The 14,464-nt window shown below is 71.2% G+C and carries 15 protein-coding genes; 10 read left to right on the top strand and 5 right to left on the bottom strand.

The window, feature by feature from the left end; all coding sequences use genetic code 11:
- The first annotated feature begins 200 nt into the window (after positions 1-200).
- Complete coding sequence (locus ASD16_RS17515) at positions 201-1,076, top strand: GNAT family N-acetyltransferase (RefSeq protein WP_055920720.1); 876 nt, start codon at positions 201-203, stop codon at positions 1,074-1,076.
- A 104-nt stretch (positions 1,077-1,180) separates the two neighbouring features.
- Here the strand turns inward: ASD16_RS17515 and ASD16_RS17510 are convergent, their stop codons facing one another.
- Positions 1,181-2,047, bottom strand: a complete 867-nt coding sequence (locus ASD16_RS17510; RefSeq protein ID WP_055920430.1) for an aldo/keto reductase — start codon at positions 2,045-2,047, stop codon at positions 1,181-1,183.
- Between the two features lie 154 nt (positions 2,048-2,201).
- On the opposite strand from ASD16_RS17510, the gene ASD16_RS17505 reads away from it, so the two are divergent.
- On the top strand, positions 2,202-3,215 hold the full coding sequence (locus tag ASD16_RS17505; protein WP_055920427.1) for a 5'-3' exonuclease H3TH domain-containing protein: 1,014 nt from the start codon (positions 2,202-2,204) through the stop codon (positions 3,213-3,215).
- A 209-nt stretch (positions 3,216-3,424) separates the two neighbouring features.
- Here the strand turns inward: ASD16_RS17505 and ASD16_RS17500 are convergent, their stop codons facing one another.
- On the bottom strand, positions 3,425-6,085 hold the full coding sequence (locus ASD16_RS17500) for a discoidin domain-containing protein (protein ID WP_200942982.1): 2,661 nt from the start codon (positions 6,083-6,085) through the stop codon (positions 3,425-3,427).
- Positions 6,086-6,611: 526 nt separating this feature from the next.
- Between ASD16_RS17500 and ASD16_RS17495 the strand changes: the two genes are divergently transcribed.
- The gene (locus tag ASD16_RS17495; protein ID WP_055920421.1) at positions 6,612-7,397 is read left to right on the top strand and encodes a glycoside hydrolase family 16 protein; all 786 of its coding nucleotides are present in this window, start codon (positions 6,612-6,614) and stop codon (positions 7,395-7,397) included.
- A gap of 36 nt (positions 7,398-7,433) precedes the next feature.
- Here ASD16_RS17495 and ASD16_RS17490 read toward each other — a convergent pair whose 3' ends face one another.
- Positions 7,434-8,516 (bottom strand): LacI family DNA-binding transcriptional regulator, encoded by a 1,083-nt coding sequence (locus ASD16_RS17490; protein ID WP_082570938.1) that lies wholly within the window; start codon positions 8,514-8,516, stop codon positions 7,434-7,436.
- 249 nt (positions 8,517-8,765) lie between these two features.
- Here ASD16_RS17490 and ASD16_RS17485 point away from each other — a divergent pair, with 249 nt between their 5' ends.
- The gene (locus ASD16_RS17485; RefSeq protein ID WP_200942981.1) at positions 8,766-10,370 is read left to right on the top strand and encodes a glycoside hydrolase family 6 protein; all 1,605 of its coding nucleotides are present in this window, start codon (positions 8,766-8,768) and stop codon (positions 10,368-10,370) included.
- A 126-nt stretch (positions 10,371-10,496) separates the two neighbouring features.
- On the opposite strand, the gene ASD16_RS17480 is transcribed toward ASD16_RS17485, so the two are convergent.
- The gene (locus ASD16_RS17480) at positions 10,497-10,862 is read right to left on the bottom strand and encodes an MmcQ/YjbR family DNA-binding protein (RefSeq protein ID WP_055920414.1); all 366 of its coding nucleotides are present in this window, start codon (positions 10,860-10,862) and stop codon (positions 10,497-10,499) included.
- Positions 10,863-10,956: 94 nt separating this feature from the next.
- Between ASD16_RS17480 and ASD16_RS17475 the strand changes: the two genes are divergently transcribed.
- From ASD16_RS17475 to ASD16_RS17450, 6 genes are all read left to right on the top strand, one after another.
- A complete protein-coding gene (locus ASD16_RS17475; protein ID WP_055920411.1) occupies positions 10,957-11,178 on the top strand; it encodes a hypothetical protein in 222 nt (73 codons plus the stop codon).
- Positions 11,179-11,314: 136 nt separating this feature from the next.
- Positions 11,315-11,818 carry a GNAT family N-acetyltransferase gene (locus ASD16_RS17470; protein ID WP_055920408.1) on the top strand — a complete coding sequence of 168 codons (504 nt, stop codon included), beginning with the start codon at positions 11,315-11,317 and terminating at the stop codon, positions 11,816-11,818.
- 41 nt (positions 11,819-11,859) lie between these two features.
- Positions 11,860-12,246 (top strand): Rid family detoxifying hydrolase, encoded by a 387-nt coding sequence (locus tag ASD16_RS17465; protein ID WP_055920405.1) that lies wholly within the window; start codon positions 11,860-11,862, stop codon positions 12,244-12,246.
- A gap of 2 nt (positions 12,247-12,248) precedes the next feature.
- A complete protein-coding gene (locus ASD16_RS17460) occupies positions 12,249-12,653 on the top strand; it encodes a VOC family protein (protein WP_055920402.1) in 405 nt (134 codons plus the stop codon).
- Positions 12,654-12,655: 2 nt separating this feature from the next.
- On the top strand, positions 12,656-13,234 hold the full coding sequence (locus ASD16_RS17455; RefSeq protein WP_157453986.1) for a hypothetical protein: 579 nt from the start codon (positions 12,656-12,658) through the stop codon (positions 13,232-13,234).
- A 106-nt stretch (positions 13,235-13,340) separates the two neighbouring features.
- The gene (locus ASD16_RS17450) at positions 13,341-13,781 is read left to right on the top strand and encodes a hypothetical protein (protein WP_055920394.1); all 441 of its coding nucleotides are present in this window, start codon (positions 13,341-13,343) and stop codon (positions 13,779-13,781) included.
- A gap of 36 nt (positions 13,782-13,817) precedes the next feature.
- Here ASD16_RS17450 and ASD16_RS17445 read toward each other — a convergent pair whose 3' ends face one another.
- Positions 13,818-14,453, bottom strand: a complete 636-nt coding sequence (locus ASD16_RS17445) for a DUF4126 domain-containing protein (RefSeq protein WP_055920392.1) — start codon at positions 14,451-14,453, stop codon at positions 13,818-13,820.
- Positions 14,454-14,464: the final 11 nt, after the last annotated feature.

Here is a 14,464-nt window from a genome sequence, read left to right as displayed (position 1 = left end):
CTGGAACGGCACCAACCAGCAGTGGCAGCTCGTCAAGGTCGGCTGACCCACTCGCACAGCAGGTGAGGGGGGCGCCGTCACGGCGCCCCCCTCGGCCGTTGCCCCTCCTCCCTGACCGCACGGGGAAGGCCCGCGCCGGACAAGGTCGGCCTGCTGGCAATTCACTTGTGCCACGGGTGTCCGTGGAGTCGGATCAGCCTGTGGCCGTCGCGTTGAGCACCCCCCAGGTCGACGAGCTCGGCAGCGTGGACCGCGCCCTGCGGGAGTGGCAGCAGGACGCCTTGCCGATCCAGCTGCATCCGGGCGACCTGGGCTGGTTCTGGAGGTTCGGGCCGGAGGCGCTCGCGGCCGCGCTCCGCGTGTGGCGGTCGAACGGGGAGATCGTCGCGTGTGGGCTCCTGGACGGTCCCGACGTGTTCCGGATGACCGTCGCCCCTCACCTGTGGCGTGACGAGGAGGTGGCGTACCGGGTGGTCACGGACCTCTCCCGGCCGGAGTGCGGTGTCCTGCCGGCGGGCAAGGTCGCCGTCGAGGCGCCTGACGGCTCGCTCGTCAAGGAGCGCTTGCCGGGCGCCGGTTGGAGTGCCAGCGACGCGTGGACGCCTCTGCGCCGCGATCTGAGCGCACCGGTGGAGGAGGCCGGCGTACGGGTCGCCGTGGTAGCGGATGCGCAGGTGTCCGAGTTCACCGCCGTCCACCGGGCCGCGTGGGGCAGCTCGCGGTTCACCGATCACCTGTGGCACACCATGGCGGCCGGGCTGCCGTACGCCGACGCCGGCTGTCTGCTCGCGTACGACGATGCAGGCGTACCGGTCGCAGGTGTCACGGTCTGGTCCGCCGGACACGGTCGGCCGGGATTGCTCGAGCCGCTGGGGGTCCACCCCGAGCATCGCCTGCGCGGCTACGGCCGCGGGGTGTGCCTCGCCGCGGCAGCCCACCTCAGGGAGCTCGGCTCGTCGAGCGCGACCGTCTGCACCGACCGGGCGTCCGCAGTTGCCACCTACCGGGCGGCCGGATACCAGCAGCTCCCGGTCCGGCGGGACATGGCTCGGGCTGGCGCCCCGCAGAGCGGCTAGGAGCTCCCCGTCGGGGGAGCGACCACCCGGTGCTCAGCCGGTCGCTGCGGGACCCGGCTCCGTGCGCGACGGAGCGCTCCTGTACCGCGGGTCGGACGGGACGATCACGACGCGGCCGCGTCGAGCTCCACGATCTCCTCGGGGGCGAGGATCAGCTCTGCGGCCCTGACGGAGTCCTGGATCGTCGCCGGGCGCGACGATCCCGGGATCGGGATGACGACAGGCGCCTGCGCGAGCTCCCACGCGAGCGCGACCTGCTGCGGGCTGACGCCGTGCGTCGTCGCGATGCGCTCGAACGCGCCGTGGGTGTCGCCGAGCGCGGACGCCCTGCTGATGCCGCCGAGCGGGCTCCACGGCAGGAATGCCAGGCCGAGCTCCGCGCACAGGTCGAGCTCGGCCTGCGACGAGCGGAACGCCGGCGAGTACTGGTTCTGGACCGACGTCAGTCGCCCGCTGAGCACCGTCTGCGCCTCGCGGATCTGGTCCGGGTTGGCGTTGGAGATGCCCGCGAGGCGGATCTTGCCGGCGTCCAGGAACTCGCCCAGCACGCCGACCGACTCGGCATAGGGGACCGCCGGGTCCGGGCGGTGGAACTGGTAGAGGCCGATCGCCTCGACGCCGAGCCGCTGGAGCGACGCGTCGAGCGCCCGCCGCAGGTGCTCGGGGGAGCCGTCGACGTACCAGGAGCCGTCGCCGGGGCGCAGGTGGCCGCCCTTGGTGGCGACGAGCACGTCCGAGGTGTCACCGCCCCACGTGCTCAGGGCCTCGGCGATGAGGGACTCGTTGTGGCCGACGTCGGTCGCCGTCAGGTGGTAGGCGTCCGCGGTGTCGATGAGCGTGACGCCCGCGTCGAGCGCGGCGTGGATGGTGGCCAGGGCACGCTCGCGGTCGGGGCGTCCCTCGATCGACAGAGGCATCCCGCCGAGCCCGATGGCGCTGACCGTGACGTCTCCGAGGTGTCGTGTCTGCATGCCGACCAGTCTCCGTCCACCAGGTGCGACCGGCAGGGCGAGGCGCAGATGGTTCGCCGCGGGCGGACACCGGGGGGCTGGCAGAGGACCGGCGTCACCTACCCTGGAGGGCGCACCGAGAAAGGACCCGGTCGGCACCAGCCGCCCGACCCCCATGACGAAGACCCTCCTGGCCGTTGACGGCAACTCCCTGCTCCACCGCTCGTTCCACGCGTTGGCTGGGACCGAGCTGCGCACGCGCGACGGGCGGCCGACGTGGGCCGTCAAGGGCGCCCTGTCGCAGATCCTCGGCGCCGTCGACCGGGTCGCTGCCGATGCGGTCGTCATCGGGTTCGACGACGCCCGGAGCAGCAGGCGCAAGGCGGCCCACCCGCACTACAAGGCGCACCGCACCGACAAGCACGCGGACCTGGTCACGCAGCTCGCGCTCGCGGTCGACGTCTTCGGGGCCGCGGGCCTGCACGTCGTCACCCCGGAAGGGTTCGAGGCTGACGACGTCCTCGCGTCGGCCGCGTCGGTCGCGACGGAGGCGGGTTGGCACACGGTCGTCTGCACGTCCGACCGCGACGCGTTCGCGCTGATCACGGAGACGACGTCCGTCCTGCGGATCATCAACGGCGGTGTCGAGGCCTCCCCCGTGCTGACACCGGCACGCCTGCGCATCCTCCTCGGCATCGACCCGTGGCAGTACCGCCAGTACGCGGCGATGCGCGGGGACGCATCCGACAACCTCACGGGCATCCGAGGCATCGGCGAGAAGACGGGCGTCGCGCTGCTGAACGCTTTCGGGTCCGTCGAGGCCGCGTTCGCGGACGTCGACACCAACGACGGCGCCCGCGTGGCGGAGGTGCTGGGCAAGGCGTGCGTGAAGAAGCTCGCGGACGCCGACGGGCGGGCTGCGTTCTGGCAGAACCTCGAGCTGATGACGATGCGCACGGACCTGGACCTCGGGCTGGGCCTCGGCGCGACGGCCGGGCGCGGGCTGCTGCCTGTCGACGCGCAGGTCCTGCACGACGCGCTGGCCGAGACGGAGCTGCACTCGCTGCAGTGGCTGGCGTCGCGCGTGCTGACCTCGGGTGCCGACGGCGCACCGGGCGCGGTCGTGGCGCGCGCGCCGGCTCCGGTCCGCGCCCCCGCGGCGATCGAGGACGAGCTGACCCTCTTCTGACGTCGGACGCCGACGTCACGCGTCCCTCGTCCTGCGACAGGGAGTCGCTGCACGCGGCCAGCACGCCGGCCGCGGCCACCAGGGCCACCACCGCCATCGCTCCCGTCGCGCGCATGGCACGCCACTCCAGGCGCGAGCCGGCCGGCTCGTCAGACGGGGGCCGGCCGGCGCACGTCACCGACGACTCGTGCGGAGAGCGGTACTCCTCGTCACGGGTAGCTGAGCATGTAGGCGTTGTTCGTGCCGCTGTTCACCCCCGGGCCGGTGCCGTTGATGACGTGGGAGATGCTGCCGACGCCCCCGAGGGACACGATGGCCATGTTCTGGAAGCGCACGTTCGGGTTCACGGGCGCCTCGAAGGTGGAGAAGAGGTTGACCGACGGGTTCGCCTGGAAGAACACGTAGCTGCCGAGGCCCTGGCCCAGGAACGAGGTCACGTTGTTCGCGACCTTGATCGAGGGGTAGCCCTGGGTCGAGCCGTTCATCCACGCGGCCTGGTTCGGCGGGTCGTAGGGCTTCTCGTTCTGGAAGAAGATGATCCGTCCGCCCTGGCCGTTCCAGATGACCTCGCTCTTCTGGTAGTGCTCGACGAACAGGCCGGTCGCCAGGACGTTGTTCCCGTTGACGACGAGGCCGGTGTCAGCGGTGTTGATCGTCCAGCCGATGGTGCCCGCGTTGCCGTGGTCGCCTCGCCACATCCAGGTGTGGTCGACGATCGTGTTGCTGCTGTTGACGACGAGAGAGCTGGTCGCCTTCCCGGCCACGCGGCCGCCGATGCGGAAGAAGACGTCCTGCACGGTGACGGGGTTGGCGGCACGGTTGGTGCCGATGCCCGCGGTGGTGCCGACCGTCATCAGGGAGGTGCTGTTGGTGGTGCCGGCGTCGATGAACATGCCCTTGACGCGGACACCGTCGACGTCGCCGATCGAGATGGCCGTCACGCCGCCCTGCGGGACGAGCGTGGCGTAGCCCATGCCGAGCAGGACCGTGTCGGCCCGGTTCACGACGATCGGTGCGGACAGGTTGTAGACGCCCGGCGAGAAGACGACGTGGCAGCCACCGGCGATGCGGTCGTTGATCGTCGCGACGCTGTCCGACGGACGTGCCACGAACACCTGGTTGAAGCTGACGGACGTCCCGGGGGTCGGCGCGCCGACGGCCCAGCTGGGACCGTTTGCGTTGGTGCGCAGGCTCGGCAGGAACAGCCGGTACTCGTTGTTGGTGAAGTAGATGTACGGGACGTCACGCGACGCCGGCGTGCTGCCGACGTTCGTGTGGTGCACGCCGCTCGGCGCGGTGGAGAAGTTCGTCGCCGGGGCACCGTTCACGCCGGCGAAGACCATGTTCCAGTTGGACCCGCTCCAGCTGCCGAAGGTGCTGTTCTGGCTGTACCACTGCTGCTGGGACGCCGACTCCACGGAGCCCGTGACGCGGGTGTCCGAGATGTAGCCGCCCGAGGACCAGCCGTAGGACGCCGGGAACAGGTCGAGGCCACCGTTGACGTTCATCCGGCGGAACGGTGCGGCCTGGGACACGCCCCAGCGGTTGCGCCCACCGTTCGTGTTGATCGTCATGTTCTCGGCGCTGCGCCAGAAGTTCTGCGTCGCGTTGCCGGCGTCGCTCGCGTTGAACGCGTCGACCGTGACGGCACCGTTGATGGTGACGCCGTCGGGGTTCTGCGCGAGGCCCTGGATCGAGGTGTTGAAGCCGATGTTCGCGTACACGTTGTACGAGCCGGGCTTGAACAGGAGCGCGTCACGGCGGTCGTGGAACTGGTGGGCCTGCGTGTCCTTCTGGGCCTCGAACACCTCGTTCAGCGAGGCCTGGATCGTGGCGTCCGGCGTGCTGTCCTCGAAGATGCGGACGTTCGGGCCGAAGTCGGGAACGGTCGGCTGGGAGGCGCAGGTGGTGGGGGTCACGGTGCCTCCGATGTTGACCTGGAAGTCCCAGAGCGAGTAGCCGTAGACCGTCGCGCGGACGGTGCCGGTCATGCGTACGTAGCGTCCACTGCCGTTGACGGTCAGGGTGTCCACGCCTCCGTCACCGGTCGTCGTCGTGGCGAGGCTCGTCCACGGGCCCGTGGGCGAGTCGCTCGACTGGACCTGGTAGGACCGGCCGTACGCCGCCTCCCAGCTGAGCACCACTCGGCAGATGCTCTGCGTGCTGCCGAGGTCGACCTGGACCCACTGCGGGTCGGAGGCGGCACTGGACCACCGGGTGGTGGTGCTGGAGTCGAAGGCGCTCGCGGCGGGGGTGCCGCCGTTCTCCGTCGACGACGCGGACGAAGGCTTGTTCAACGCTGCGTTCACGCCTGTGTTGCAGGTCGGGGGCGGCGGGTCGCCGGCGCCGAAGACCTGGAACTCCCACAGCGAGTAGCCGTAGCCCGTCGCCCGCTGGGTGCCGTTCATGCGGACGTAGCGGCCGGAGCCGGTGACCGCGAGCGTGTCGACGCCGCCGTCACCGGTCGTCGTCGAGTAGACGTTCGTCCACGGTCCGGTCGCCGAGGTGGAGACCTGGATCTGGTAGGCGCGTGCGTACGCCCCTTCCCAGGTGAGGACCACCTGGTCGATGGCGACCGTCGCGCCCAGGTCGACCTGGATCCACTGCGGGTCGGAGAACGCGCTCGACCAGCGGGTGCCGGCGTTGCCGTCGACCGCATTCGCCGCGGCGGTTCCGGCGTTCTCCGTCGACGACGCCGTCACGGGCTTGCCCTGCGAGATCAGTGGGCCCGCGGCGTGCGCGGTGGGGACGAGCGGCGTGACGGTCGCGTACGACAGGAGCATCGCAAACGCGGTCAACAAGGTGATGAGCAGGCGTCGTGTCAGCGGCGTGGGCGCCATGAGGTAGGCGGTCCCAGCAGATCGGGTCATGGTGACGCTCCTTGGGAGCTGCAGAAGGTTGGCGCATGCACCGCCGCTGGTGCGGCGGGGAGGGGCGCGCGGGCAGGGGTCGACCTGCGCGCACGGGACGATCACGACCTTGTGAGTCCGGTGCAATTCACCTGGGAGAGGCGCCGTTGCCTCGTCCTGGATAACTTACTGACAGGACAGTAAGTGGATTCGTCCGATTTGACCATAGGGCGAGACCGCAGCCGACCAACCAGAACCGGCACCGACGCTGCGCGTCGCGTGGCCCTGGGGCCCCGAACGCCTGATCAGGCTCGCGCACCGATCAGCCAACGCGTCACCCCTACGGACCTTGACCCGGCGCTCGTCAACCCCGAGCATGGTCGAACTGGAACCGGTTCCAACTATTTCCAGTGCGATCCACGGCGGCGCGCCGCTGCGACCGGTGGAGCGCGTACGAGCAGGCCTGATCAGGCCGGCACCTGAGAAGGAGCAGACGCCCCGGCCGACGCCGGGACGACACGAAGCACCCGTACCGATGGAGGAACACATGCGATCAATGGCGACGCATCATCACCGCTCCACGCTGCACCGATGGCTCCTGGTCACGGCGTTGGTGGCCGGCCTCTCGGCCACCCCGGCGTTCGTGACGCCCGCCCAGGCCGCCGGTGGCGGCTTCGTCGACAACCTCGACAGCTTCAACACGTCCCGGTGGGCCAAGGCCAACGGGTACAGCAACGGCTCGATGTTCAACACCGGCTGGCGCGCGGACCACGTCTGGCACAGCGGCGGGGTCATGGGACTGAACCTCAACACCACCCCCTGCCCGAGCGGCTGCTCCGGCAAGCCGTACGCCTCCGGTGAGTACCGCACCACCGACGTGTACTCCTACGGGCGTTACGAGGTCCGCATGAAGGCCGCCTCGGGTGGTGCCGGGACCGTCAGCTCGTTCTTCACCTACACGGGACCGAGCGACGGCAAGCCCTGGGACGAGATCGACATCGAGATCCTGGGCAAGAACACCTGGCAGATGCAGACCAACTACTTCACGAACGGTGTCGGCGGGCACGAGTCCGTGATCAACCTCGGGTTCGACGCCGCTGCGGGCTACCACAACTACGCCTTCGAGTGGTGGAACGGCGGCACCATCAACTGGTTCGTCGACGGCCGCCTCGTCAAGCAGGAGAACGGTTCGCGGGGGAAGCTCCCGACCAACCCGGGCCGCATCATGATGAACCTGTGGCCGGGGACCGGCGTCGACAGCTGGCTCGGAAAGTTCACGTACTCCGGGCAGCGCACCGCGACCTACGACTGGGTGAAGTACACGAAGTACTGAGCCCGACCGCGGCTGGTCAGGCGCCCGGCGCGACGATCACGTCGGGCCGGGCGCCGAGCCGCGCACGACCAGGCGCGTGGGCAGGATGATCGGGGTCGGGGTGTCTCCGTCGATCAGGCGGACCAGCATCGTGGCCATCTCCTGGCCGAGCCCGCGGATCGGCTGGCTGACCGTGGTGAGCGCCGGCTCGGTGTGGCGCGCGATCTCCAGGTCGTCGTAGCCCACCACGGCGACGTCCTCGGGGACCCGGCGGCCGGCCGCCTTCAGTGCACGCAGCGCCCCGGAGGCCATGTTGTCCGACGCGGCGAACACGCCGTCGAGGTCCGGGTGCGCCGCCAGGAGCCGCGTCATCGCTCGCGCGCCTCCCTCGTAGGTGAAGTCTGCGTGCTCGACCCAGTCCGCGGGCAGCCGCTCCACTGCCAAGGCGTCGGCGAAACCTTGGAGGCGGGCGACCGATGCGTGCAGGTCGTCAGGCCCGGCGATCGTGGCCAGGCGCCGTCGGCCCGACCTCAGCAGGTGCTCGGCGGCGAGGCGCGCACCCCCACGGTTGTCGACGTCGACGTACCACCGGGCCTCCGCGTCCAACGGGCGGCCACCGAGCACCACCGGCAGGTCGGTCGCGGCCGCGACCCGGTTCAGCGGGTCGTCCTTCCGCAAGGCCATCAGCATCACGCCGTCCGACCGGCGCGACCGCAGCAGCCGCTCGAGCCGTGCGCGCCCCCGCTCCGAGGACGTGAGCATGAGCGTCAGGTCCAGCTCCGACCTGTCGAGGGCGGCGGCCACCCCCACCAGGACCTGGGAGAAGAACGGATCCCCGAACAGCGCAGGGTCGTCGTGGGAGACCGCGAGGACCACCGACCCGACCGTGTTCGTCGCCAGGGCACGGGCAGTCGCGTTGGGGACGTATCCGAGCTCGCTCGCCGCGCGGGCGACCGCCTCCCGCTTCGGCGCACTCACGTTGCGTGCGTTGTTCATCGCCCGCGACGCCACGGACCGTGAGACCCCGGCCCGCAGGGCCACCTCGTCGAGCGTCGCCACCCGGGGCGAGTGCGGCGAGCCCGGCGCCGGCGACCCCTCGCGGTGACCGTCTCCAGGACCAGCCGTGGTGGGGTCTGCCATGCGGTCGAGCCTACTGGCGCGCCGGTCTGGCCTGCGCCGATGGGAGCCGGCGTCGCCCCGGGGGCCGCACGGCCGCGCGCGTGTGCCGAGACTCCACCGACGCACGCTCGGTGCGAGGTGACCTCTGCCCAAGTCACCCGAATTGGGGCACCCGGGGGCGTTGACGTGTTGGTCCGGCTATGCGCAGAATGACTGGAAATATGTGGGAGCGGTCCCACTTTGCCCGGTCAACGATGACTCAGGAGAGACATGCCCCGCACCCGCGCCCCGATGCGCCGCACGGCCCTGGCAGCGACCGCGACGCTCGCGGCTTCGCTGACGATGCTCGCCCCCGCCCACGCGGCCGAGCCCGCCCCGCAGACGGGCACGACGTTCTACGCCGACCCGCACAGCTCGACGTTGGAGGCCGCGCAGACCCTCAGCGGGCAGGCACGCGCGGATGCGCAGCTGCTGGGAAGCGTCCCGTCCGCGACCTGGTTCACCAGCGGCACGCCGCAGGAGGTGCGCGCCGACGTCGACCGGCTCGTGTCCGCCGCGTCGAAGGTCGGTCAGCTGCCGGTCCTCGCCGCCTACAACCTGCCCTTCCGGGACTGCGCGCAGTACTCGGCCGGTGGCGCCGCGGACACGGCGGCCTACTCCGCGTGGATCGACGGGTTCGCCGCCGGGATCGGCAACCGGTCGGCGACGGTCATCCTCGAACCCGACGGTCTCGGGATCATCCCGCACTACACGAACCTCGACGGGTCGATGGACTGGTGCCAGCCGGCCGAGATCGACCCGGCGACGGCCACCGCAGCCCGGTTCGCCCAGCTCAACCACGCCGTCGACGTCCTCGCGGCACTGCCCAACGTGAAGGTCTACCTCGACGGCACCTCGTCGGCGTGGCTGAACGTCGGCGAGATCAGCGACCGCCTGGTCAAGGCCGGCGTGCAGAAGGCCACCGGCTTCTTCCTGAACGCGTCGAACTACCAGTTCACCGAGAACGGCACGGCCTACGGAACCTGGGTCTCGTCGTGCATCGCCTACGCCACCGAGGTCGTCCCCGGCGACTACGCCAGCTGCGGCAACCAGTACTGGAACGGCGGGCCGGCCACCGACTGGCAGGGCGTCGCGATGTCGCAGTACGGCCGGTGGACGCCCGACGCCACCGATCCGACTCTGAGCACCGCGGGGGTCGACTCGCGCTACGCCTCGATCCTCGGGGGTGTCCAGCCGACCGCCACGTTCGTCATCGACACCAGCCGGAACGGGCTGGGGCCGTGGCAGTACCCGCCGGACGTCTACCCGGCGCACGAGGACTGGTGCAACCCGCCCGACCGCGGGCTCGGCGTCCGTCCGACCACCTCGACCGGTTCCGCGCTCGTCGACGCCTACCTCTGGATCAAGGTGCCCGGCGAGTCCGACGGCCAGTGCTTCCGCGGCACGGCCGGCCCGCTCGACCCCGAGCGTGGCATGGCCGACCCTGCGGCCGGTCAGTGGTTCACCCAGCAGGCTCGTGAGCTCATCGCCCTCGCCGCCCCGCCGCTGAACCCGCTCACCTGCAACGTCAGGATGATCGGTACCAGCGTCGGCGGACCGAGGAACCGCGGCTTCGTCGCTGCCCTCACCGTCGAGAACCGCGGGACGCAGCGACTGAGCCCCTGGCACCTGTCCTGGGAGTTCGAGGGCAACCAGCGGGTCCGGACGGTCGTCGGCGGCTCGTTCGTGCAGTCCGGCAACGCGGTCACGGTCACGGCGCCCCGAGCGTTCCCGACCCTGGCACCGGGCAAGAAGGCGACCCTGGTCGTCACCGGTACCGGTGCTGCCCAGGCGCCGCTGCAGTTCCGGCTCGACGGCCAGGCCTGCACCTCCTAGCGGCCACAGCACACCGTGGGGCCGGCTCCCTCCAGCCGGCCCCACGGTGCTGACCGTGCCCCCGGGGTGCGCCGGGGTCACGCGTGGCGGGCGTGCATCTCGACGGCGCCACGTCGCTGCAAATGCTCAGGTGCTGCCGGGCCCGGCAGGATGGGCGAGGTCGTAGGCGCGGGAGATCTTCTGCGGGACGACCATGCGCCAGGCGTCGACGACGAGCTCGCGCGCCTCGGTCGGATCGAGCGCCGCCAGGTCGGCGTGCACCCAGTTGAACCGCAGGTCGGACTCCCCCGGGAGCTGGAACGTGCGGGGGTCGCTCGCCACGAGTGCTGCCCGCTCCTCGCGAGGGAAGGCGAAGCCCATGACGCGCTCGTCGAGGGAGAACGCGACATAGACGATCTGCTTGACGCGGAACTTCAGCCGACCGCGCACGTAGACCGGGTAGGACCGCTCCAGCTCCGTGCCCAGCGGGCGGACATCCTCGAGGACGGCCATGCCTCATGCTCACACACCTCGGCACGACGTCCGGATGGCGCGGCACAGCGCAGGCGCCGACGATGGGGATCTAGTCCGCGACGGAAGGGCGACCATGAGCGACACACCGCAGGACCCGGACGCCGAGGTTCAGGAGGGCGGCTACGGGTACCCGACCCTCGAGCAGGAGGTCACCCCGGAGGTGCTCGCGGCGGGTGCCGAGTCCGACGGCTCGGGCGACTCCACGCCCGTCGGCACCGAGTCCGGCGAGGACGGCGACGGGCCGATGCCCGGCGAGCTCGTGGAGGACCCGGTGGCGGTCGAGCCGACCGACTGAGGACTCCCGGTCGGCCGGCCCGTCCCAGGGCGCTCGCCGATGCCGCGCCGTGGCATATCCGCTTCGGCTGCGCGCCACCCGGACCTACGCTGCGAGGCGCGCCCGAGCTGGGCGCGTCCGCGAGCAGGAGACGACGGTGCTGATCCGACCCGAACGCCCCGACGATGTCGACGCCATCGATCGGCTGACCGTCGACGCCTTCGAGCCGCAGTCGTTCAGCGACGGTTCCGAGGCGCCGATCATCCGGTCGCTCCGGGCGTCCGGCGACCTGACCCTCTCGCTGGTGGCGGAGGACGAGGGCGACGTCGTCGGGCACGTCGCGTTCTCGCCCGTGACGATCGACGGGTCGCACGACGGCTGGTTCGGGCTCGGGCCGATCTCCGTCCGGATCGACCGGCAACGGCGGGGTATCGGTCGGGCGCTCGTGGCCGAGGGTCTGCGCCGGCTGCGGGCCCGCGAGGCGCGGGGGTGCGCGCTGATCGGCGATCCGGACATCTACGGGCGGATGGGCTTCACGGGCAACGGTCCGCTCTCGCACCAAGGACTGGACCGGGCCATCGTCCAGCACCTCGCCTTCTCGGGCCCCTCGCCGAGCGGCGAGCTGCGGTTCGCGCCCGCGTTCGACACGGCGGGTCACTGAGCCACCCACCCCCGCCGGGACGGCAGTGGTAGGCAGGCCCTATGAACAGACAGGCCGTGCACACCGACCATGCCCCGGCAGCGCTGGGACCCTACAGCCAGGCGATCGTCGCGGGCGGGTTCGTCTTCGTCTCCGGCACCGCCGGGATCGACCCGGTGTCCGGGGCCGTCGCCGACGGGATCGAGGCACAGACCGAGCGCGCGCTGCGCAACATCGCGGCGACCCTGGAGGCGGCCGGCTCGTCGATGGACCACCTGGTCAAGACGACGATCTTCTACGCGGACGTCGCCGACTTCGCCGCGCTCAACGCCGTGTACGCGCGCCACATGCCGACGCCGCCGCCGGCCCGGTCGCCGCCCGCGAACGTGGTCCTGCCTCGCGGTCTGCTGGTCTCGGTCGAGGCGGTCGCCCTCCTGCCCGAGGCCTGACGGTGGAGATCCAGCTGAGCATGGTCGGGATGATCGTGCGGGACATGCCGACCGCGCTGCGCTTCTACCGGCTGCTCGGTCTCGACATCCCGGCGACCGAGGATGCCAAGCCGTTCGTCCTGCACCGGATGGGCAGCGGCGTGACGATCTTCTTCGACACCGTGTTCGCCGCCAGGTACGACGCCGACCACGCCCTGCCGACGGGCGCGGGCTACGGGGCGCTGTTCGAGTTCTACCTCGGCGACGACGCCGCGGTCGACGCCGCGTATGCCACGCTGACCGCCGCCGGGTACCACGGGCGGATGCCACCCGAGCAGACGTCTGGGCCGTACGCCGCGATGGTCGACGACCCGGACGGGCACGTCGTCCTGCTGACCTCCGACGACGCCCTGCGCACGGCGACGTGATGGTGCCGGCCCCGTCACACGGCTTCATCGACGACGTGGCGCGCGCTCGCGGCCTGGTCGTGACCCGGAGGGGCGCGCACACGGCTCGCCTCCAGCCCGCGGGTGAGCCTCCGGCCTGGTACTGCGATCTCAGCGAGGGCATCCCGGACGGCGAGAACAACCCCGCCTCGTTCGTCAGGTGGGTCTGCCCGGCGCTGCGGACGGTGCCCCCTGCCGGGTCGCCGACCCTCGACGTGCACCGGCCTGGACCGCACTCCGACCTGCGCCGGATCGCGGCCTGGTTCGGCCGCCTCGCAGGACGCTCCTCGTCGCCCGCCGCCGAGGAGCGGTACGCGTACACGGATCCGCACGGGATCCTCGACGCCGGGCTCCGGCACCGGGTCGAGCACTGGCCGGATGCCGTGCACGGCGACGGCATCGTGCGTCCCGCCGAGCTCTGGTCGATCCAGGTGACCCGCGAGGGGCTCGTCGTCACGTCGGTGTCCTGGTGGGGGAGCGCACCCGCGCTGGACCACCAGCTCGCCCTGGCGATGGACGTCGCCGACCGGCTCACCGCTCTCGGCGCCCCTCACCCACCGTGACCAGCGTCACTTGAACATGTTCAAACTGCGGGCTACGTCCGAGGAGTTGAACACGTTCAACTGGCCGACGACCACTCGGCTGCCGCCCGCGCCCAGGAGCGACCCGATGAACCCCACCGTCATCACCTACCTCGTCTACATCGTCGTCAGCGTCGCGCTGACGATCTGGGTCGCCAGGACCCTCACGCGGAACGGGGAGGTCTTCCTCATCGACGTCTTCCACGGCGAGGAGAAGGTCGCCGCGGCGACCAACCGGCTCCTGGTCGTCGGGTTCTACCTCGTGAACCTCGGCTTCGTGTCGCTCATGCTCCGGGTGAGCCAGCCGGTCGACTCAGCCCAGCAGGCCATCGAGGCCCTGGCCTCCAAGCTCGGGGCGGTCGCTCTCCTGCTCGGCGTGTTCCACCTTGCCAACGTCCTCGTCCTGAGCCGGGTCCGCCGACACCGCCACGTGCCCGCCCAGCCGCAGGGCGCCCACGACCGGTCTGCGCAGGGCGAACGGCCATCGGGCCCTCCCGCCTACGGCAACCCGTTCGTGCCGCGGGCATGAGCAGGACCCCGCGCCGACCGAGGTCGCACGCAGCAGCTACGGGAGGTCGACCGCGGGTGGCGGTGGCGAGACCTCGTGCGACGTCCCCTCCGGCACCCGACCACGCCGGCGCCGGCGGCGGATCCGGAGCCACACGACCACCAGCCCGACGAGAGCGACCAGGACCAGCAGCGGCGCCAGGATCGCCGCGAACGACAGCCCGACGCTCGTCGCGTCCTCGACCGTGCTCGCGACGGGCGCGCCGGCGCCGAGCGTCGCGGCGTTGACGAGCGGTCGCGCGGTGGCCTTCGCGCCGTGCACGACGAGGGCCAGCACGATCCCGATGACGATCGGCACCCACTGGCCGGACTCGACGAACGCTTCCGGATCCGTGACGACGGCGGTCTGCGAGCTCGAGCCCGCACCGAATGCGATGCCACCCGCGACGGGCCGCACGACCGTCTGCACGATGTCGTTGACGCTGTCGACGCCGGGCACCTTGTCGGCGACGATCTCCAGCGCCAGGAGCACGGCCAGCACCGCCAGGACCCACCCGTTCGTGAGCCACTCCCACCCTGCGGGTGTGTCCATGAGGTCCGTCCACCGCGCGAGCGCGCCGATGACGAGCAAGGGGATGTACGCGTTGAGACCGGCCGCGGTCGCCAGGCCGGTGCCGGTGAGCACCTCGAGCATGCGGTCAGCAT

Origin of the sequence: Cellulomonas sp. Root485 (genome assembly GCF_001426705.1) — a bacterium.
GTDB lineage: Bacteria > Actinomycetota > Actinomycetes > Actinomycetales > Cellulomonadaceae > Cellulomonas.
The sequence above is the reverse complement of the archived record's forward strand: the minus strand, read 5'-3'. Positions and strand labels throughout refer to the sequence as shown.